Here is a 20412-nt window from a genome sequence, read left to right on the forward strand (position 1 = left end):
ACGGATTCAGGAAACTGAAAAGCCATTTGAGTGGGCTAATCTTCGCCGTTACACTCAAAGGCGGCGCGGTGGGAACGATATTTCACAGTATCGGTCAAATGACTATCTCCAGAAATACAGGACAGAGGTTATGTTCAGGCAGTTGAAAAAAAACCTGGTTGCAACCCTCATTGCTGCTATGACCATCGGTCAGGTAGCCCCGGCGTTTGCCGATAGCGCAGACACTTTGCCGGATATGGGAACCTCCGCAGGAAGCACGCTTTCCATTGGCCAGGAAATGCAGATGGGCGACTATTATGTTCGCCAGCTACGCGGCAGCGCGCCGTTAATTAATGACCCGCTATTAACGCAATATATTAATTCACTGGGGATGCGCCTGGTTTCACATGCAAACTCCGTTAAGACGCCGTTCCATTTCTTTCTGATCAATAACGACGAAATCAACGCCTTTGCTTTCTTTGGCGGCAACGTGGTGCTGCACTCTGCCTTGTTCCGTTATTCCGATAACGAAAGTCAACTGGCTTCGGTCATGGCGCACGAAATCTCCCACGTCACCCAACGTCACCTGGCGCGAGCGATGGAAGATCAGCAACGCAGCGCGCCGCTTACCTGGGTCGGGGCGTTAGGTTCTATTTTACTGGCAATGGCCAGCCCGCAGGCGGGGATGGCGGCGCTGACCGGTACACTGGCGGGAACGCGCCAGGGGATGATCAGTTTCACCCAGCAAAATGAACAGGAAGCGGACCGCATTGGTATTCAGGTGTTGCAACGCTCGGGGTTCGATCCGCAGGCGATGCCGACCTTCCTCGAAAAATTACTCGATCAGGCGCGCTACTCTTCGCGTCCGCCGGAAATTCTGCTGACTCACCCGTTACCGGAGAGCCGCCTGGCAGATGCCCGCAACCGTGCTAATCAGATGCGCCCGATGGTGGTGCAGTCGTCGGAAGATTTCTATCTGGCAAAAGCGCGCACACTGGGGATGTACAATTCCGGACGTAACCAGCTCACCAGTGATTTGCTGGATGAATGGGCGAAAGGTAACGTTCGTCAGCAACGGGCGGCGCAATATGGTCGTGCTTTACAGGCGATGGAAGCCAATAAATACGACGAGGCACGGAAAACGCTGCAACCGTTACTGACGGCAGAACCCGGCAACGCGTGGTATCTCGATCTGGCTACCGATATCGACCTTGGGCAAAACAAAGCCAATGATGCGATCAATCGCCTGAAAAATGCCCGTGATTTACGCACCAATCCGGTGTTGCAGCTCAACCTGGCAAACGCTTATCTGCAAGGTGGGCAGCCACAGGAAGCGGCTAATATTCTGAATCGCTACACTTTTAATAATAAAGATGACAGCAATGGCTGGGATTTGCTGGCACAGGCAGAAGCCGCGCTAAATAACCGCGATCAGGAATTGGCAGCGCGAGCAGAAGGTTATGCACTCGCAGGGCGACTCGATCAGGCCATTTCCTTGTTGAGTAGCGCCAGTTCGCAGGTGAAATTAGGCAGCCTGCAACAAGCGCGTTACGATGCACGCATCGACCAGTTGCGCCAGTTGCAGGAACGCTTTAAGCCTTATACCAAGATGTAATTTGCATTAAAGGAAGAACAATGACCAAACAGGTAAAAATCTACCATAACCCACGCTGTTCAAAGAGCCGTGAAACGCTGAACCTGCTGAAAGAAAACGGCGTGGAGCCAGAAGTGGTGCTCTACCTTGAGACACCCGCCGATGCGGCAACGCTGCGCGATTTGCTGAAAATGCTGGGGATGAATAGCGCCCGTGAATTGATGCGCCAGAAAGAGGAGCTTTATAAAGAGCTGAACCTGGCTGACAGTTCGCTTAGCGAAGAGGCGCTGATTCAGGCGATGGTGGATAATCCGAAGCTGATGGAGCGCCCGATTGTGGTCGCCAATGGCAAAGCGCGCATTGGACGTCCACCGGAACAAGTGCTGGAAATCGTGGGTTAAGATGTGCCCCATCGCTAGTTAAGGCACATTGCCGGATGCGACGCTTGCCGCGTCTTGTCCGGCCTGTGATTGCATTGGACGCGCTTCGCATAGATCGGATAAGGCGTTCGCGCCGCATCCGACAATAAACACCCTGCCTACAGCTTCAGAATCTCTTTCACAAACGGAATGGTCAGTTTACGCTGTGCGGTAATCGACGCATGATCCAGCTGATCCAGTGTCATAAATAGCGTGCGCATCTCTCTGTCGAGCCGCTTCAGCAAGAAGCGTCCCACATCTTCCGGCAGTTCAAAACCACGCAAACGCGCGCGTAACTGTAGCGCCTGCAACTTATCTTCATCAGAAAGTGGCTGCAATTTGTAGATCTGCCCCCAGTCAAGACGCGACGCGAGATCCGGTAATCCCAGATTCAACTGACGCGGTGGACGATCGCCAGTGATCAACAACCGTGTTTTACCCGACTCCAGAATCCGATTGTAGAGATCGAAAATCGCCATCTCCCACAACTCATCGCCGGCAATACACTCAATGTTGTCGATGCAAACCAGCGACAAATGCTCCATACCGTCGAGCACTTCAGGTACAAACCAGGTGCGTTTATCCAGCGGGACATAGCCCACCGCATCGCCACGCTGCGACAATTCCGCGCAAGCCGCGTGCAGCAGATGGCTGCGCCCCGCGCCTTCGCGTGCCCAGAGATAGATGTAACCGCTATGTTCCTGACGCAGCACGTTTTGCAGCGCGGCCAGTAGAGAGGAGTTATCCCCCGGCCAGAAACTTGCGAAGGTTTCGTCGTCAGGAAGATAAAGTGGCAAAGAGAGCTGTGCCGGTGTGTTCAGAGATACCTCAACCAGGATTTCACAAAATCGCGAGAAGTTTACCACAGAATCCCATGATGTTTGAACCGGGCAGCAACACTGCCCGGTCAGTACATTATTTGTCTGTTATATCCGCGTCTTCTGCGTCCAGCACCACTTCTTCAGGGCGCAGCACGCTAATCAGTTTGAAGATCAGACTTAAGCCGATACCGACGATAGTCGCCAGCGCCATGCCTTTCAGCTCTGCCGCGCCAATGTTTACCTTCGCGCCACTGACGCCGATGATCAAAATCACGGAAGTCAGGATCAGATTCTGTGCTTTGTTGTAATCCACTTTCGATTCGATCAACACACGAATACCGGAAGCACCGATGACACCGTAAAGCAGCAGCGAAACACCGCCCATTACTGGCAGTGGGATCATCTGGATAGCGGCAGCCAGTTTACCTACACAGGAAAGCAGGATAGCGAGAATCGCCGCGCCGCCGATAACCCAGGTACTGTAAACGCGAGTGATCGCCATAACGCCAATGTTTTCCCCGTAGGTGGTGTTTGGCGTGGAACCAAAGAAGCCGGAGATCACGGTCGACAGGCCGTTAGCAAACATCGAACGGTGCAGACCCGGATCGCGCAGCAGATCTTTTTTGACAATGTTAGCCGTTACTACCAGGTGCCCTACATGTTCGGCAATAACCACTAACGCCGCTGGCAGAATAGTCAGAATGGCGAACCACTCGAAGCGCGGCGTATAGAGAGTTGGCAGAGCAAACCAGTGAGCATTAATAATCGGCGTGGTATCGACAATTCCCATTGCGAAAGAGAGCGCGTACCCCACCAGCACGCCAATTAAAATCGGGATAATGGCCAGGAAACCACGGAACAGCACGGAACCTAAAACCGTGACCGCCAGCGTGGTAATAGAAATGATGATGGTTTTGGAATCTGGCGTTTGCCCTTCAGCCGGGAGTAAACCGGCCATACCAGCAGCTACGCCCGCCAGCTCCAGACCAATGACGGCAACGATTGCGCCCATTGCCGCAGGTGGAAACAACACGTCCAGCCAGCCAGTTCCCGCTTTCTTCACGATGAAAGAGACCAGACAGAACAGCACGCCACACATAATAAAGCCGCCCAATGCGACTTCATAACCCAACGGCAACAGTAACAATACCGGTGAAATAAAGGCAAAGCTGGAGCCGAGATAAGCCGGGATTTTACCTTTACAGATGAAGAGATACAGCAGCGTCCCGATACCGTTAAATAACAGTACGGTCGCCGGGTTAATATGAAATAAGACGGGCACCAGGACGGTTGCACCAAACATGGCGAACAAATGTTGCAAACTAAGCGGGATTGTCTGTAAAAGTGGCGGTCTTTCACTCACCCCGATAGCACGGCGCGTCATAGTATATTCCTCTGTATTATGTGTTATAGGCGCTTTACTCAAAAAAAAGCCGACTCTTAAAGTCGGCTTTAATTATTTTTATTCTTTATTTTGTACCAAAGATTTTGTCACCGGCATCGCCAAGCCCCGGAATAATGTATCCGTGCTCGTTCAATCCCTGGTCAATTGATGCGGTATACAGCTCGACGTCCGGGTGCGCTTTTTCCAGCGCAGCGATACCTTCTGGCGCAGCCACCAGCACCAGCACTTTAATGCTGCTGCAGCCCGCTTTTTTCAGCAGGTCGATGGTCGCGATAACGGAACCACCAGTTGCCAGCATTGGGTCAACGATCAGCGCCATACGCTCATCGATGTTAGAAACCAGTTTCTGGAAGTACGGTACTGGTTCCAGCGTTTCTTCATTACGGTACATACCGACTACGCTGATGCGCGCGCTCGGAACGTTTTCCAGCACGCCGTCCATCATCCCCAGACCGGCGCGCAGAATTGGCACCACGGTAATTTTCTTACCTTTAATCTGGTCGATTTCCACCGGGCCATTCCAGCCCTCGATGGTTACTTTTTCAGTTTCGAGGTCAGCGGTCGCTTCGTAAGTCAGCAGGCTACCCACTTCGGAAGCGAGTTCGCGAAAGCGCTTGGTGCTGATATCTTGCTCACGCATCAGTCCCAGCTTGTGTTTGACGAGTGGGTGTTTGACTTCCACGATCTTCATACTCTTTCTCCTTTGAGGGGCAGCCACAAAAAAAATCGACGGATTATACCTCCTTTCTTTAAGGCGGCAATATTATTTTCGTTGATTTTAGTCAAAACCATAAAAATTTTAGATAAAGTTATTTCATAATCAAACAGTTAATAACGATAATTATCCTGGAAAAAAATCATTCATCCCCTCTATGTACACCTTTTTTTGTCACTCTCTCGGTAAAAAGAGGTTAAAAAAGGTTGTGTAAAGCAGTCTCGCAAACGTTTGCTTTCCCTGTTAGAATTGCGCCGAATTTTTATTTTTCTACCGCAAGTAACGCGTGGGGACCCAAGCAGTGACCGATAAAACCTCTCTTAGCTACAAAGATGCCGGTGTTGATATTGACGCGGGTAATGCTCTGGTTGGAAGAATCAAAGGCGTAGTGAAGAAAACGCGTCGCCCGGAAGTGATGGGCGGTCTGGGCGGCTTCGGTGCGCTGTGTGCGTTGCCGCAAAAATATCGCGAACCCGTGCTGGTTTCCGGCACTGACGGCGTGGGCACTAAACTGCGTCTGGCGATGGACTTAAAACGTCACGACACCATTGGTATCGATCTGGTCGCCATGTGCGTTAATGATCTGGTGGTGCAAGGCGCTGAACCGCTGTTTTTCCTCGACTATTACGCAACCGGAAAGCTGGATGTTGATACTGCTGCATCAGTGATCAGCGGCATCGCCGAAGGTTGCCTGCAATCGGGCTGTTCGCTGGTGGGGGGCGAAACGGCAGAAATGCCGGGGATGTATCACGGTGAAGATTATGACGTTGCTGGTTTCTGCGTTGGCGTGGTAGAAAAATCAGAAATCATCGATGGTTCTAAAGTTAGCGACGGTGATGTGCTGATTGCGCTCGGCTCCAGCGGCCCGCACTCGAACGGCTATTCGCTGGTGCGCAAAATTCTCGAAGTCAGCGGTAGTGATCCGCAAACCACAGAACTTGATGGTAAGCCATTAGCCGATCATCTGCTGGCACCGACCCGCATTTACGTGAAGTCAGTGCTGGAGTTGATCGAAAAGGTCGACGTGCACGCTATTGCGCACCTGACCGGCGGCGGCTTCTGGGAAAACATTCCGCGCGTATTGCCGGAAAACACCCAGGCAGTGATTGATGAATCCTCCTGGCAGTGGCCGGAAGTGTTCAACTGGCTGCAAAGGGCAGGTAATGTCGAGCGCCATGAAATGTATCGCACCTTCAACTGCGGCGTCGGGATGATTATCGCCCTGCCTGCTCCGGAAGTGGACAAAGCTCTCACTCTGCTTAATGCCAACGGTGAAAACGCGTGGAAAATCGGTATCATCAAAGCCTCTGATTCCGAACAACGCGTGGTTATCGAATAATGAATATTGTGGTGCTTATTTCCGGTAACGGAAGTAATTTGCAGGCAATTATAGACGCCTGCAAAACCAACAAAATCAAAGGCACCCTACGGGCAGTTTTCAGTAATAAGGCCGACGCGTTCGGCCTTGAACGCGCCCGCAAAGCCGGTATTGCAACGCATACGCTCATCGCCAGCGCGTTTGACAGTCGTGAAGCCTATGACCGGGAGTTGATTCACGAGATCGATATGTACGCTCCCGACGTGGTTGTACTGGCCGGTTTTATGCGCATTCTCAGCCCGGCGTTTGTCTCCCATTATGCCGGGCGTTTGCTGAACATTCACCCTTCCCTGCTGCCAAAATATCCCGGTTTGCACACCCATCGGCAGGCGCTGGAAAATGGCGATGAGGAACACGGTACATCGGTGCATTTCGTCACCGATGAACTGGACGGTGGTCCGGTTATTTTACAGGCGAAAGTCCCGGTATTTGCCGGTGATACGGAAGATGACATCACCGCCCGCGTACAAACCCAGGAGCACGCCATTTATCCGCTGGTGATTAGCTGGTTTGCCGATGGTCGTCTGAAGATGCACGAAAACGCCGCGTGGCTGGATGGTCAGCGTCTGCCGCCGCAGGGCTACGCTGCCGACGAGTAATTCCCTCGTAGTTAAAGCGCCAGCCCTGCCGTTGGCGTTTTTCAATTCACCTGTAAATCGCAGGCTCCAGCAGTTTTTTTCTCCCTTTTCTGGCATAGTTGGACATCTGCCAATATTGCTCGCCATAATATCCAGGCAGTGTCCCGTGAATAAAACGGAGTAAAAGTGGTAATGGGTCAGGAAAAGCTATACATCGAAAAAGAGCTCAGTTGGTTATCGTTCAATGAACGCGTGCTTCAGGAAGCGGCGGACAAATCTAACCCGCTGATTGAAAGGATGCGTTTCCTGGGGATCTATTCCAATAACCTTGATGAGTTCTATAAAGTCCGCTTCGCTGAACTGAAACGACGCATCATTATTAGCGAAGAACAAGGTTCCAATTCTCATTCCCGTCATTTGCTGGGTAAAATTCAGTCCCGCGTGCTGAAAGCCGATCAGGAATTCGACGGCCTCTACAACGAACTGTTGCTGGAGATGGCGCGCAACCAGATTTTCCTGATTAATGAACGCCAGCTCTCCGTCAATCAACAAAACTGGCTGCGTCATTATTTTAAGCAGTATCTGCGTCAGCACATTACGCCGATTTTAATCAACCCTGACACTGACTTAGTGCAATTTCTGAAAGATGATTACACCTATCTGGCGGTAGAAATTATCCGTGGTGATACCATTCGTTATGCGCTGCTGGAGATCCCCTCAGATAAAGTGCCGCGCTTTGTTAATTTGCCGCCGGAAGCACCGCGCCGACGCAAACCCATGATTCTTCTGGATAACATTCTGCGTTACTGCCTTGATGATATTTTCAAAGGCTTCTTTGATTATGACGCGCTGAATGCCTATTCAATGAAGATGACCCGCGATGCCGAATACGATTTAGTGCACGAGATGGAAGCCAGCCTGATGGAGCTGATGTCTTCCAGTCTGAAGCAGCGTTTAACCGCAGAACCGGTGCGTTTTGTTTATCAGCGCGATATGCCCAGTGCGCTAGTTGAGGTGTTGCGCGAAAAACTGACTATTTCCCGCTACGACTCCATCGTACCCGGTGGCCGTTATCATAATTTTAAAGACTTTATTAATTTCCCCAATGTTGGCAAAGCCAATCTGGTGAATAAACCACTGCCGCGTTTACGCCACATTTGGTTTGATAAAGCCCAGTTCCGTAACGGTTTTGATGCCATTCGCGAACACGATGTGCTGCTCTATTACCCTTATCACACTTTTGAACATGTGCTGGAACTGCTACGCCAGGCCTCGTTCGACCCAAGCGTACTGGCGATTAAAATTAATATTTACCGCGTAGCGAAAGATTCGCGCATCATCGACTCAATGATCCACGCCGCTCACAACGGTAAGAAAGTCACCGTGGTGGTTGAGTTACAGGCGCGTTTCGACGAAGAAGCCAACATTCACTGGGCAAAACGGCTGACTGAAGCGGGCGTACACGTGATTTTCTCTGCGCCGGGGCTGAAAATTCACGCCAAATTGTTCCTGATTTCACGTAAAGAAAACGGTGAGGTTGTGCGTTACGCGCATATCGGAACCGGGAACTTTAATGAAAAAACCGCGCGTCTTTATACCGACTACTCGCTGCTGACCGCCGATGCGCGCATCACCAACGAAGTACGCCGGGTGTTCAACTTTATTGAAAATCCATACCGTCCGGTAACTTTCGATTATTTAATGGTGTCGCCGCAAAACTCCCGTCGTTTGCTGTATGAAATGGTTGACCGCGAGATAGCCAACGCTCAACAAGGGCTGCCTTGCGGTATTACCCTGAAACTGAATAATCTGGTCGATAAAGGTCTGGTCGATCGTCTGTATGCGGCCTCCAGTTCCGGCGTGCCGGTGAATCTCCTGGTACGCGGGATGTGTTCGCTGATCCCCAATCTGGAAGGCATTAGCGACAATATTCGTGCTATTAGTATTGTCGATCGTTACCTTGAACATGATCGGGTTTATATTTTTGAAAACGGCGGCGATAAAAAAGTTTACCTTTCTTCCGCCGACTGGATGACACGCAATATTGATTATCGTATTGAAGTGGCTACACCGCTGCTCGATCCCCGACTGAAGCAACGGGTGCTGGACATCATCGAAATTCTGTTCAGCGATACAGTCAAAGCGCGTTATATCGATAAAGAACTCAGTAATCGCTACGTCCCCCGTGGTAACCGCCGCAAAGTACGGGCGCAATTGGCGATCTACGACTACATCAAATCACTCGAACAATCTGAATAACCCTATGCCAATACACGACAAATCCCCTCGTCCGCAGGAGTTCGCTGCGGTCGATCTTGGTTCAAACAGTTTCCACATGGTCATTGCCCGTGTGGTGGATGGCGCAATGCAGATTATTGGCCGCCTGAAACAACGGGTGCATCTGGCAGATGGTCTGGGGCCAGATAATATGTTGAGTGAAGAAGCGATGACGCGTGGCTTAAACTGCCTGTCGCTGTTTGCCGAACGCCTGCAGGGGTTTTCTCCTTCCAGCGTCTGTATTGTCGGAACCCATACGCTACGTCAGGCGCTGAATGCCACTGACTTTCTGAAGCGAGCAGAAAAGGTTATTCCCTACCCGATTGAAATTATTTCCGGCAACGAAGAAGCGCGTCTGATTTTTATGGGCGTGGAGCATACCCAGCCGGAAAAGGGCCGCAAACTGGTTATTGATATTGGTGGCGGCTCAACAGAACTGGTGATTGGTGAAAATTTCGAACCGATTCTCGTGGAAAGTCGCCGGATGGGTTGCGTCAGCTTTGCCCAGCTTTATTTCCAGGGCGGCATCATCAATAAAGAGAATTTTCAGCGCGCACGCATGGCGGCAGCGCAAAAACTGGAAACCTTAACCTGGCAATTCCGTATCCAGGGCTGGAATGTGGCAATGGGCGCTTCCGGCACCATTAAAGCTGCTCATGAAGTGTTGATGGAAATGGGCGAGAAAGACGGGATAATTACCCCGGAACGTCTGGAAAAACTGGTAAAAGAAGTTTTACGGCACCGTAATTTCGCATCGCTGAGTTTACCGGGTCTTTCCGAAGAGAGGAAAACTGTCTTCGTTCCAGGACTGGCGATTTTATGCGGTGTGTTTGATGCCTTAGCCATCCGTGAACTGCGACTTTCTGACGGGGCGTTACGCGAAGGCGTGCTGTATGAAATGGAAGGACGTTTCCGCCATCAGGATGTGCGTAGCCGCACCGCCAGTAGTCTGGCTAACCAGTATCACATCGACAGTGAACAGGCCCGACGGGTGCTGGATACCACCATGCAGATGTACGAACAGTGGCGGGAACAGCAACCGAAACTGGCGCATCCACAGCTCGAAGCATTGCTGCGATGGGCCGCTATGCTGCATGAAGTCGGGTTGAATATCAACCATAGTGGTCTGCATCGACATTCTGCATATATTTTACAAAACAGCGACTTACCGGGATTTAATCAGGAGCAGCAGCTGATGATGGCGACACTGGTACGCTATCACCGTAAAGCGATTAAGCTCGACGATCTGCCGCGCTTTACCTTGTTTAAGAAGAAACAGTTCCTGCCACTGATTCAGCTATTGCGCCTTGGCGTATTGCTCAACAATCAACGTCAGGCGACTACCACGCCGCCAACATTAACGCTGATTACCGATGACAGCCACTGGACCTTGCGTTTTCCGCATGACTGGTTTAGCCAGAACGCGCTGGTATTGCTTGATCTGGAAAAGGAACAAGAATACTGGGAAGGCGTGGCTGGCTGGCGGTTAAAAATTGAAGAAGAAAGCACGCCTGAAATTGCGGCTTAATATGAAATGAAAACGGGCCAACATGTTATGTTGGCCCAAATAAATTACGCGCTTTCCCGGACCGGTTCTCTTTCACCCAACATCGCCACTAACGGCTGCGGTTCACCAATCAAAAAGCCTTGCAGGTAATCAATACCCAAAGAGTGAACCGCCTGGCGAATCTCTTCATTTTCAACATATTCCGCAACCACTTGCATTTTCTTCATTCGCGCCAGATGACAAATTGATGCCACTATCTGGTAATCCAGACTATTCGAGACAATATTGCGTATGAAGCTGCCATCAATTTTTAATAAATTGGCATTCACATTTTTTAGCCGCGCATAACTGGCGTAGCCAGTGCCGAAATCATCAATTGCAATTTGGCATCCTAACTCCTGAAGATGCTGCAGCGTATTCTGTGCCTGCTTAACATTGGTCAGGGTATTACTCTCGGTTACCTCAAAGATAAGCTGCCACGCTTCTATTTGATATTTATTCAAAAATTTACTGACATCTAAAGGGAAACTCGCCTGACAAACGGAAGTGGGCGACAGGTTAATAGCAAATCGGCGAGCAGGCATTTTTTCTCTATTTTCCGCCATAAATTGCAGTGTATGCTCGATAACCCACATGTCGATGCTGGACGATAAGCCAAATTCATGCGCGACCGGTAAGAAATTGTCAGGATTGATGAGTTCGCCATTCTCTCCTTTCATGCGCAGCAGAATTTCATGATAAACATCACCGCGCACCCCTGTAATCGGCTGAGCCATCAGGCAAAAATCGTTATGCTCGAGCGCCTGTTGTAGCCGATTCATCATCGCCACCTTGTCTTTCAATTCACGTTGTAAATACATTGCCCCGCGACGCTGCATATTTTCCGGGGTATTGGTCACGATAGAAAGTTCGGCAACCGTATTTAGCTCCCCCAGCAGCAGATATATATGATTAACCGGTGAGCGGACATAGCAATAACTGACGCCAATCTGAGGCTGTAACGGCATTCCATCCCAAAAGAAACGAAACTGCTTCAGATGATTATCCAGCGTGGTAATGCGCTCCTGGTATGATTCTGTATTCAGTCGCAACGCAAGGTCGTTACCGGAAAGCTGATAAACAGCTTCGCCCGGTTCCAGCAACGGTGTCAGCCAGTGTGAAAGTTTTTGTTTATATTGAATGCGTAGCATGATGCCATAGTTCTTTACCAGCATTTCCATGCCAGGGATGCGTAAATAACATAGCGCGGACCATGGTGCATCACGCAACGCACGGTTCAGGGCGCGAATATTTGGCAGATGAACAACCGGATCCACATATGCAAGCCGCTGAATGCGTCTGACCACCGCTCGCTGACGGGTTGCCAGAACAGCCATGTAATTGACAATAAAAGAAAATACCAGATAACTGGAGGAAGTTATGGTCAGTTGCGTGGTATATCCAGGATAAAGGGGAATGTAGTTCTGATAGCTGTGAATGCTGATCATCAGCACTACCGCCCAGAGCAGCGATATAAACTTATAGCCATAGCGCATTGCTCCCCACATCATCAGCGGTAGCAATAACGATAACGTATAGTTGGTGCTAAAAATTGTGCTTTTTTCATTTAACGGCATACATAGCAACAACAACAACGCACCCAATGCAAGCAACCAGATCGCAAATTCTTTTTTGGTAACCTTTTTGTCAACCTGCTGTTTTAATTGCGAATAATAGCTACGTAAATAAAACGGATTCCGCACCACCCGAATGATGAAGTAGCACAATGGGACGCCGATAAGATTACCTACCAGCAAGGCCTGGTAATTGATTAATGTCCCGAGGTTAAAGGGCATAACCCCTACCAGATTGTCTCTGCTTGCCAGTAACCCTACAAACGCAGCAAACTGGAAAAGTACCAGGAACAACGTTGCCGGAAAAACAATCTGCCAGAAAATTCGCTGGGAAATTAAGCGGGTATCCCCATGTGCAACGTTGTTACGCCGGGGAGAAAAAACTCTGTAACCACCCCAACAAATAATGACAATGATAATAAAATTAGTCGTTAACGAAAGCGTTTCATACAGGCCAAGCTCCGCATACTTACGAACAAAAATGCCTAATGCTATACCCGGTAATGCTGCCCAGTTAAAAAACATCATCATGCTGATCATCAGAGCCAGGGGCAGATAAAAGAGAAAAACTTCACCGGAGGAAATATGCGCAAAAGTATTTATTTGTGCGAAAACGGGCAAGATTAAAGAAGGCAGGATCAGCGGAAGCCCCCACCATTTATCACGTATTTTTATATAAGTTGCATTCAGTTTCATAGATGCTCAACAGAATTCCCCACATCCTGAAAGGGGTGTATTCAGACAGGCATCCCACCTGAATTCGACGGATGATTATTCATCACTATAGAGAGTATCGATTCTAAGTGTCATATGAAAGTTCCAATTGATATATATCAAACAAAACAACCCTGACTAATGAATTATTACGTTTATCATGTTAAGCCATCATTATTACATCATTATTGTAAATAATTAAATTAACTTCCATAACATTGGAATATGTATCCACTGACGCTTTTTTACATAATGAAGAATTGACCATTTTGCCCAGGTGTGCCTTAATGTAAGTACCGTCCACAGAGTGGGACATACTTCAAGGAACCTTTTGTGAGTCAGGCAACCAGTATGCGAAAACGACACCGATTTAACAGTCGCATGACCCGTATCGTACTACTCATCAGCTTTATCTTCTTCTTTGGTCGCTTTATCTACTCGTCTGTTGGTGCCTGGCAGCATCATCAGAGCAAAAAAGAAGCGCAGCAATCCACACTCTCTATCGAATCCCCGGTACAACGTTAGCGGTTACCTTCTCCATTTTAACTTAGCAAGACGGCGCATTGCTGCCCGATGTTTTTGCTCTTTGTAGTTAACAAAGCGGCAGGCATTCTTTCACCTTAAATTTCACCCATTGTCCTGACTGACGTAGATCCTGCCTAAGAAGTAATACGCTCTAAATTAATACATATATTTAAATTATATTTCTTTAATAATTTATTTTCCGCGTGAATTTTAATAAATTTAATCTATTAGTTTATACACAATACATTTACTTTCCTCTTTTGATGATCTTAAATATCTTATTTTTCGTAATGTGTATAACAAGGAATAGTGATGAAATTCAAAAAATGTCTTCTGCCTGTGGCAATTTTAGCGTCATTCACCCTGGCAGGATGCCAGTCAAATGCTGACGATCATGCCGCCGATGTTTATCAAACCGATCAACTGAATACAAAACAAGAAACCAAAACCGTTAATATTATTTCCATTCTTCCCGCCAAAGTTGCCGTAGACAACTCACAAAATAAACGGAACGCACAAGCCTTCGGCGCACTTATTGGGGCCGTCGCTGGCGGCGTTATCGGCCATAACGTCGGCTCCGGCAGTAACTCCGGAACGACGGCAGGTGCAGTTGGCGGCGGAGCCGTAGGTGCGGCGGCTGGTTCTATGGTGAATGATAAAACATTAGTGGAAGGTGTTTCTTTAACATACAAAGAAGGCACCAAAGTGTATACCTCCACCCAGGTGGGTAAAGAATGCCAGTTCACGACGGGTTTAGCCGTTGTTATTACCACTACGTATAACGAAACGCGTATTCAGCCAAATACAAAATGTCCTGAAAAAAGCTAATAATCAGGAGGATTCATGAAGAAGGTTTTACTTTGCGCCATCTTAGCCGCCTTAAGTAGTTCAACTTTCGCCTCTTCATTACAGGATCAACTCTCTGCTGTCGCAGAAGCGGAACAACAAGGTAAAAATGAAGAGCAAAGGCAGCATGACGAATGGGTAGCGGAGCGCAACAGGGAAATCCAGCAAGAGAAGCAACGGCGTGCAAATGCGCAGGCTGCAGCAAATAAAAGAGCGGCAGCAGCAGCAGCGGATAAAAAAGCTCGCCAGGATAAACGGGACGCCGAGGCCACTGCGGATAAAAAGCGCGATCAAAGTTATGAAGATGAGCTACGCAGCTTAGAGATTCAGAAGCAAAAACTGGCGCTGGCAAAAGAAGAAGCCCGCGTTAAGCGTGAGAACGAATTTATCGATCAGGAACTGAAGCACAAAGCCGCGCAAACCGATGTTGTGCAATCTGAAGCTGACGCTAACAGGAATATGACTGAAGGCGGCCGCGATTTGATGAAGAGCGTGGGTAAAGCAGAAGAGAATAAATCGGACAGTTGGTTTAATTAATTGATGTCAGTAACTTCAAGCCTATGATTTGTGAGGATTATGGGCTTTTTTATTGCAATATACGTTTCTAACTCTCCTTCATTTAGAGCAGGGTATGACATGGATACAAATGCTACAACTCCACAATTTGACAATGATATACCTCCTCTGATTTGGCCCGAATTTATTGATCTTAAAGCACGCATAGGCTGGTGGCGCGCCTGTGCCCTTGCCTGGAGTGCAGAGTGGAACCGACTCTCGCCCATTTCCCCTGTTCCCGCCAGTGAAATTGATTCACTCGAACAACGCTTGGGTTGTGCAATCCCCCCATTACTTCGCACGTATCATGAACACATTGGCACTCTTGAACTAGCGGAAACGCTTTGCAGTGTACAACCTGCCTCTTATGTGGCAATTGAACCATTAATCGACGCGTACCCAGGGATTACAGATCTTCTGGAAGATCTTCCTGATAGTGATGAACTGAGGAATCTTGTCGACCAACTTATCGCTTTTGGCGACTATTTGGGGAATGGAAATTTGTGGTGTTTTCACCGGGTAACAGGCGAAGTCTGGTATTTTGATCACGACTGTCCACCGATGCTGACACAAATGTTCAGTGATGTTGGTCAGTATCTCGACCTGGTCATGTTTAAATGTCTGCTCACAGTGCATGGTGAGGAAGATAATGAAGAAATGTTACGCGAGAAATTAGGTGATGCGTTGGTGGAAAAATGGATGTATTAAGACAGAGTAGTATCTTAATTCAGATGTGAAGAATATTTAATAATGGCACTTATCCTTGTGCCATTATCATTAATCAATATAGGGAAATCATTCCCACTCAATAGTCGCTGGCGGCTTGCCGCTGATGTCATACACCACGCGGGAAATGCCGTTCACTTCATTGATAATTCGATTGGAAACGCGGCCGAGGAAATCGTACGGCAGGTGCGCCCAGTGTGCGGTCATAAAGTCGATGGTTTCGACAGCACGCAGAGAAACAACCCAATCATACTTACGACCATCGCCCATTACGCCAACGGAACGTACTGGCAGGAAGACGGTGAACGCCTGGCTGACTTTGTCGTACAGATCTGCTTTACGCAGCTCTTCAATGAAGATGGCATCCGCACGGCGCAGCAGGTCGCAGTACTCTTTCTTCACTTCGCCCAGCACGCGCACACCAAGGCCTGGTCCCGGGAACGGATGGCGATACAGCATGTCATACGGCAGACCCAGCTCCAGACCAATCTTACGCACTTCGTCTTTGAACAGCTCTTTCAGCGGTTCAACCAGGCCCATCTTCATCTCTTTCGGCAGGCCACCCACGTTGTGGTGAGACTTGATAACGTGCGCTTTACCGGTCGCAGACGCGGCAGATTCAATAACGTCAGGATAGATAGTTCCCTGCGCCAGCCACTTGACGTCTTCCAGTTTCAGTGCTTCTTCATCGAATACTTCAACGAAGACGCGACCGATGATTTTACGTTTTGCTTCTGGATCGTTTTCGCCAGCCAGTGCTGACAGGAAGCGGTCTTCTGCCGGAACGTGAACAATGTTCAGGCCGAAGCGATCGCCAAACATATCCAGAACCTGCTCTGCTTCGTTGAGACGCAGCAGGCCGTTGTCGACAAATACGCAGGTCAGGTTTTTACCAATTGCACGGTGCAGAAGCATTGCGGTTACGGAAGAGTCCACGCCACCAGAGAGGCCAAGGATCACTTTATCGTCGCCCACCTGCTCGCGGATGCGGGCTACCGCGTCGTCGATAATTTTCGCCGGAGTCCACAGGGCTTCACACTGGCAGATATCACGCACAAAACGCTCCAGCATACGCATACCCTGACGGGTGTGAGTCACTTCCGGGTGGAACTGCACACCGTAGAAGCGTTTTTCTTCGTTAGCCATAATGGCAAACGGGCAGCTTTCGGTGCTGGCTACAGTGACGAAATCTTGAGGAATTGCAGTTACCTTATCACCGTGGCTCATCCACACGTCAAGCAGTGGCTTGCCATCTGCGCTTAATGCATCTTCGATACCATGAATCAGCGCGCTATCAGTTTGGACTTCAACCTGCGCATAACCAAATTCACGTTCATTAGAGGCTTCAACATGACCACCTAACTGCATCGCCATAGTCTGCATACCATAGCAAACACCGAATACCGGTACGCCTGCTTCAAAGACATACTGCGGCGCACGCGGGCTGTTTTCTTCGGTGGTACTTTCCGGGCCGCCGGAAAGAATAATGCCGCTTGGATTGAAGTCACGAATTTGTGCTTCTGTCACATCCCACGCCCACAGTTCGCAGTAAACACCCAGTTCACGCACGCGGCGCGCAACCAGTTGAGTGTACTGAGAACCGAAGTCCAGAATGAGGATGCGATGCTTATGAATGTTTTCCGTCATTGACGCTTATTCCGAGGCAAGTGAAACAGATAATATAAATCGCCCGACATGAAGTCGGGCGAAGAGAATCAGGAGCCCAGACGGTAGTTCGGGGACTCTTTAGTAATGGTCACGTCGTGAACGTGGCTTTCCTGAATGCCCGCACCGCTGATACGTACAAACTCCGCTTTAGTACGCAGTTCGTCGATAGTACCACAGCCGGTCAGCCCCATACAGGAGCGCAGGCCGCCCATCTGCTGGTGGATGATCTCTTTCAGGCGGCCTTTGTACGCTACGCGACCTTCGATACCTTCCGGCACCAGTTTGTCAGCGGCGTTGTCGCTCTGGAAATAACGGTCAGAAGAACCTTTGGACATCGCGCCCAGAGAGCCCATCCCACGGTAAGATTTGTAAGAACGCCCCTGGTAGAGTTCAATTTCACCCGGAGATTCTTCAGTACCTGCCAGCATGGAACCTACCATCACCGCGCTTGCACCAGCAGCGATAGCTTTCGCAATATCGCCAGAGAAGCGAATACCACCGTCAGCGATAACCGGAATACCGGTGCCTTCCAGGGCTTCTACTGCGTCAGCAACGGCGGTGATCTGCGGAACCCCCACACCAGTAACGATACGAGTCGTACAAATAGAGCCAGGGCCGATACCGACTTTAACCGCGCTGCAACCTGCTTCTGCCAGCGCGCGGGCACCAGCAGCCGTTGCTACGTTACCGCCAATGATTTGCAGATCCGGATATTTAGCGCGAGTTTCACGGATACGCTGCAGAACGCCTTCAGAGTGACCGTGAGAGGAGTCGATCAGCAGAACGTCAACGCCTGCGGCAACCAGTGCATCAATACGCTCTTCGTTTCCAGCACCCGCGCCAACCGCTGCACCAACACGCAGACGACCTTGTTCGTCTTTACACGCGTTCGGTTTACGTTCCGCTTTCTGGAAGTCTTTCACAGTGATCATGCCGATCAGGTGGAATTCGTCATCAACCACCAGCGCCTTCTCAACGCGTTTTTCGTGCATTTTTGCCAGCACAACTTCGCGGGCTTCGCCTTCACGCACAGTCACCAGACGCTCTTTCGGCGTCATGTAAACGCTAACTGGCTGGTTCAGGTCGGTCACAAAACGCACGTCACGACCGGTGATGATGCCGACCAGTTCGTTTTCTTCGGTAACGACCGGGTAGCCCGCAAAGCCATTACGTTCAGTCAGTTCTTTCACTTCGCGCAGTGTCGTGGTTGGCAGAACTGTCTGTGGGTCAGTCACCACGCCAGATTCGTGTTTTTTCACACGGCGAACTTCTTCAGCCTGGCGTTCAATAGACATGTTTTTGTGGATAAAGCCGATACCGCCTTCCTGAGCCAGAGCAATAGCCAGGCGCGCTTCCGTTACGGTATCCATTGCTGCGGAGAGCATAGGGATATTCAGACGAATAGTTTTCGTCAGCTGGGTGCTGAGGTCAGCAGTATTCGGAAGAACGGTAGAGTGAGCAGGAACGAGGAGAACGTCGTCAAATGTGAGAGCTTCTTTAGCGATACGTAGCATGGGCAATATCTCGACCAGAGTGGTTAATAAATATTGCCGTGGCATTATACAGAGCGTAACCGATTGCATCTACCCCTTTTTGCAAAAAATGCTTGCTATCCCCAGAAGGCGGGTTACTATCGATTGAATAACCTGCTGATTTAGAATTTGATCTCGCTCACATGTTACCGTCTCAATCCCCTGCAATTTTTACCGTTAGCCGCCTGAATCAAACGGTTCGTCTGCTGCTTGAGCAGGAGATGGGACAGGTGTGGATCAGCGGTGAAATCTCGAACTTCACACAACCGGCCTCCGGTCACTGGTACTTTACACTCAAAGACGACACCGCCCAGGTACGCTGCGCGATGTTCCGCAACAGCAACCGCCGGGTGACCTTCCGCCCACAGCATGGGCAACAAGTTTTAGTTCGCGCCAATATTACGCTCTACGAGCCGCGCGGCGACTACCAGATAATCGTTGAGAGTATGCAGCCGGCCGGTGAAGGGCTGCTGCAACAGAAGTACGAACAGCTCAAAGCTAAGTTGCAGGCTGAAGGTTTGTTCGATCAGCAATACAAAAAACCACTTCCCTCTCCTGCGCATTGCGTTGGTGTGATCACCTCAAAAACCGGTGCTGCGCTACATGATATTTTGCATGTGTTAAAACGTCGCGATCCTTCTCTGCCGGTGATCATCTACCCCACCGCCGTTCAGGGCGATGACGCGCCGGGGCAAATTGTTCGCGCCATTGAACTGGCGAATCAGCGCAATGAGTGCGACGTGTTGATCGTTGGGCGCGGCGGCGGTTCGCTGGAAGATTTATGGAGTTTTAACGACGAACGCGTAGCGAGGGCGATTTTTGCCAGCCGAATTCCGATTGTCAGCGCCGTCGGTCATGAAACCGATGTGACGATTGCCGACTTTGTTGCCGATCTGCGCGCACCAACGCCCTCTGCCGCCGCCGAAGTGGTGAGCCGCAATCAACAGGAGTTACTGCGCCAGGTGCAATCTGCCCGCCAGCGGCTGGAGATGGCGATGGATTATTATCTCGCCAACCGTACCCGGCGCTTTACGCAGATTCATCACCGTTTACAGCAGCAACATCCGCAGTTACGTCTGGCGCGGCAGCAAACCATGCTGGAGCGACTGCAAAAGCGGATGAGCTTTGCGCTGGAAAACCAGTTGAAGCGGGCAGGTCAGCAACAGCAACGGCTTGAACAACGTCTGAATCAGCAAAATCCTCAACCACGCATTCATCGCGCGCAGACTCGCATTCAACAACTGGAATATCGCCTGGCGGAAACTCTGCGAACACAGCTTAGTGCCACGCGTGAACGCTTTGGTAATGCAGTGACACATCTGGAAGCCGTGAGTCCACTGTCCACGCTGGCGCGTGGCTATAGCGTCACCAGCGCCGCCGATGGGACAGTGCTGAAGCAAGTTAAGCAGGTAAAACCCGGTGATACATTGACCACGCGTTTGAATGATGGCGTGGTGGTCAGCGTGGTGAGCGACGTGACGAAAACACGCAAATCACGCAAAAAAGCGGTGAACTCGTAGGCCGGATAAGCTGCGCCTGCATCTCATCCAGCAATATCAC

18 protein-coding genes are annotated in these 20412 nt (G+C 49.9%); 11 read left to right on the top strand and 7 right to left on the bottom strand.

Annotated features, from left to right (window positions below):
• Nucleotides 1-130 precede the first annotated feature (130 nt).
• Nucleotides 131-1594 carry a beta-barrel assembly-enhancing protease gene (bepA, locus tag WES_RS06030; protein WP_016158768.1) on the top strand — a complete coding sequence of 488 codons (1464 nt, stop codon included), beginning with the start codon at nt 131-133 and terminating at the stop codon, nt 1592-1594.
• 20 nt (nt 1595-1614) lie between these two features.
• Nucleotides 1615-1974, top strand: a complete 360-nt coding sequence (gene arsC, locus WES_RS06025) for an arsenate reductase (glutaredoxin) (protein ID WP_000166460.1) — start codon at nt 1615-1617, stop codon at nt 1972-1974.
• A gap of 137 nt (nt 1975-2111) precedes the next feature.
• Here arsC and WES_RS06020 read toward each other — a convergent pair whose 3' ends face one another.
• The 3 genes from WES_RS06020 to upp form a co-directional block, all read right to left on the bottom strand.
• Entirely contained in the window at nt 2112-2813 is a 702-nt protein-coding gene (locus WES_RS06020) for a DnaA inactivator Hda (RefSeq protein ID WP_071599018.1), read from the bottom strand.
• A 94-nt stretch (nt 2814-2907) separates the two neighbouring features.
• The gene (uraA, locus tag WES_RS06015; RefSeq protein ID WP_010354882.1) at nt 2908-4197 is read right to left on the bottom strand and encodes a uracil permease; all 1290 of its coding nucleotides are present in this window, start codon (nt 4195-4197) and stop codon (nt 2908-2910) included.
• Nucleotides 4198-4282: 85 nt separating this feature from the next.
• A complete protein-coding gene (upp, locus tag WES_RS06010; RefSeq protein WP_001295473.1) occupies nt 4283-4909 on the bottom strand; it encodes a uracil phosphoribosyltransferase in 627 nt (208 codons plus the stop codon).
• Between the two features lie 325 nt (nt 4910-5234).
• Between upp and purM the strand changes: the two genes are divergently transcribed.
• The 4 genes from purM to ppx all read left to right on the top strand — a co-directional run bounded on the left by purM (nt 5235) and on the right by ppx (nt 10694).
• Nucleotides 5235-6272, top strand: a complete 1038-nt coding sequence (gene purM / locus WES_RS06005; RefSeq protein ID WP_016158769.1) for a phosphoribosylformylglycinamidine cyclo-ligase — start codon at nt 5235-5237, stop codon at nt 6270-6272.
• Nucleotides 6272-6910: a phosphoribosylglycinamide formyltransferase gene (gene purN, locus WES_RS06000; protein ID WP_001028604.1), complete on the top strand. Its 639-nt coding sequence runs from the start codon at nt 6272-6274 to the stop codon at nt 6908-6910. Before purM ends, purN begins: the two co-directional genes overlap by 1 nt.
• Before the next feature lie 171 nt (nt 6911-7081).
• The gene (ppk1, locus tag WES_RS05995; RefSeq protein WP_010344570.1) at nt 7082-9148 is read left to right on the top strand and encodes a polyphosphate kinase 1; all 2067 of its coding nucleotides are present in this window, start codon (nt 7082-7084) and stop codon (nt 9146-9148) included.
• 4 nt (nt 9149-9152) lie between these two features.
• Complete coding sequence (gene ppx, locus WES_RS05990) at nt 9153-10694, top strand: exopolyphosphatase (RefSeq protein ID WP_001121373.1); 1542 nt, start codon at nt 9153-9155, stop codon at nt 10692-10694.
• 44 nt (nt 10695-10738) lie between these two features.
• Here ppx and WES_RS05985 read toward each other — a convergent pair whose 3' ends face one another.
• Both WES_RS05985 and WES_RS24280 read right to left on the bottom strand, forming a co-directional pair.
• On the bottom strand, nt 10739-12982 hold the full coding sequence (locus WES_RS05985; protein ID WP_016158772.1) for a bifunctional diguanylate cyclase/phosphodiesterase: 2244 nt from the start codon (nt 12980-12982) through the stop codon (nt 10739-10741).
• A gap of 181 nt (nt 12983-13163) precedes the next feature.
• Nucleotides 13164-13316 (bottom strand): hypothetical protein, encoded by a 153-nt coding sequence (locus WES_RS24280; protein WP_000019882.1) that lies wholly within the window; start codon nt 13314-13316, stop codon nt 13164-13166.
• A 17-nt stretch (nt 13317-13333) separates the two neighbouring features.
• Between WES_RS24280 and WES_RS05975 the strand changes: the two genes are divergently transcribed.
• From WES_RS05975 to WES_RS05960, 4 genes are all read left to right on the top strand, one after another.
• A complete protein-coding gene (locus WES_RS05975) occupies nt 13334-13525 on the top strand; it encodes a YfgG family protein (RefSeq protein WP_000075999.1) in 192 nt (63 codons plus the stop codon).
• Nucleotides 13526-13834: 309 nt separating this feature from the next.
• A complete protein-coding gene (locus tag WES_RS05970; protein ID WP_010344568.1) occupies nt 13835-14353 on the top strand; it encodes an outer membrane lipoprotein in 519 nt (172 codons plus the stop codon).
• A 15-nt stretch (nt 14354-14368) separates the two neighbouring features.
• Entirely contained in the window at nt 14369-14908 is a 540-nt protein-coding gene (locus WES_RS05965; protein ID WP_000756784.1) for a DUF5384 family protein, read from the top strand.
• A gap of 99 nt (nt 14909-15007) precedes the next feature.
• On the top strand, nt 15008-15634 hold the full coding sequence (locus WES_RS05960) for an SMI1/KNR4 family protein (RefSeq protein WP_016158774.1): 627 nt from the start codon (nt 15008-15010) through the stop codon (nt 15632-15634).
• Between the two features lie 87 nt (nt 15635-15721).
• On the opposite strand, the gene guaA is transcribed toward WES_RS05960, so the two are convergent.
• Both guaA and guaB read right to left on the bottom strand, forming a co-directional pair.
• A complete protein-coding gene (gene guaA / locus WES_RS05955; protein WP_000138265.1) occupies nt 15722-17299 on the bottom strand; it encodes a glutamine-hydrolyzing GMP synthase in 1578 nt (525 codons plus the stop codon).
• Between the two features lie 68 nt (nt 17300-17367).
• Entirely contained in the window at nt 17368-18834 is a 1467-nt protein-coding gene (gene guaB, locus WES_RS05950; RefSeq protein ID WP_010349860.1) for an IMP dehydrogenase, read from the bottom strand.
• A gap of 161 nt (nt 18835-18995) precedes the next feature.
• Between guaB and xseA the strand changes: the two genes are divergently transcribed.
• The gene (gene xseA / locus WES_RS05945; protein ID WP_016158775.1) at nt 18996-20372 is read left to right on the top strand and encodes an exodeoxyribonuclease VII large subunit; all 1377 of its coding nucleotides are present in this window, start codon (nt 18996-18998) and stop codon (nt 20370-20372) included.
• Nucleotides 20373-20412: the final 40 nt, after the last annotated feature.

Source organism: Escherichia sp. KTE31, assembly GCF_000407925.1.
Lineage (GTDB): Bacteria > Pseudomonadota > Gammaproteobacteria > Enterobacterales > Enterobacteriaceae > Escherichia > Escherichia ruysiae.

Excerpts from the sequence above, each read along its gene's own strand:
- guaB (WP_010349860.1), bottom strand. The coding sequence starts at position 18,834 with ATGCTACGTATCGCTAAAGAAGCTCTCACATTTGACGACGTTCTCCTC.
- WES_RS05965 (WP_000756784.1), top strand. The coding sequence starts at position 14,369 with ATGAAGAAGGTTTTACTTTGCGCCATCTTAGCCGCCTTAAGTAGTTCA.
- ppk1 (WP_010344570.1), top strand. The coding sequence starts at position 7,082 with ATGGGTCAGGAAAAGCTATACATCGAAAAAGAGCTCAGTTGGTTATCG.
- ppx (WP_001121373.1), top strand. The coding sequence starts at position 9,153 with ATGCCAATACACGACAAATCCCCTCGTCCGCAGGAGTTCGCTGCGGTC.
- uraA (WP_010354882.1), bottom strand. The coding sequence starts at position 4,197 with ATGACGCGCCGTGCTATCGGGGTGAGTGAAAGACCGCCACTTTTACAG.
- WES_RS05960 (WP_016158774.1), top strand. The coding sequence starts at position 15,008 with ATGGATACAAATGCTACAACTCCACAATTTGACAATGATATACCTCCT.
- purN (WP_001028604.1), top strand. The coding sequence starts at position 6,272 with ATGAATATTGTGGTGCTTATTTCCGGTAACGGAAGTAATTTGCAGGCA.
- upp (WP_001295473.1), bottom strand. The coding sequence starts at position 4,909 with ATGAAGATCGTGGAAGTCAAACACCCACTCGTCAAACACAAGCTGGGA.
- bepA (WP_016158768.1), top strand. The coding sequence starts at position 131 with ATGTTCAGGCAGTTGAAAAAAAACCTGGTTGCAACCCTCATTGCTGCT.
- arsC (WP_000166460.1), top strand. The coding sequence starts at position 1,615 with ATGACCAAACAGGTAAAAATCTACCATAACCCACGCTGTTCAAAGAGC.
- WES_RS05985 (WP_016158772.1), bottom strand. The coding sequence starts at position 12,982 with ATGAAACTGAATGCAACTTATATAAAAATACGTGATAAATGGTGGGGG.
- xseA (WP_016158775.1), top strand. The coding sequence starts at position 18,996 with ATGTTACCGTCTCAATCCCCTGCAATTTTTACCGTTAGCCGCCTGAAT.
- WES_RS24280 (WP_000019882.1), bottom strand. The coding sequence starts at position 13,316 with ATGTCCCACTCTGTGGACGGTACTTACATTAAGGCACACCTGGGCAAA.
- guaA (WP_000138265.1), bottom strand. The coding sequence starts at position 17,299 with ATGACGGAAAACATTCATAAGCATCGCATCCTCATTCTGGACTTCGGT.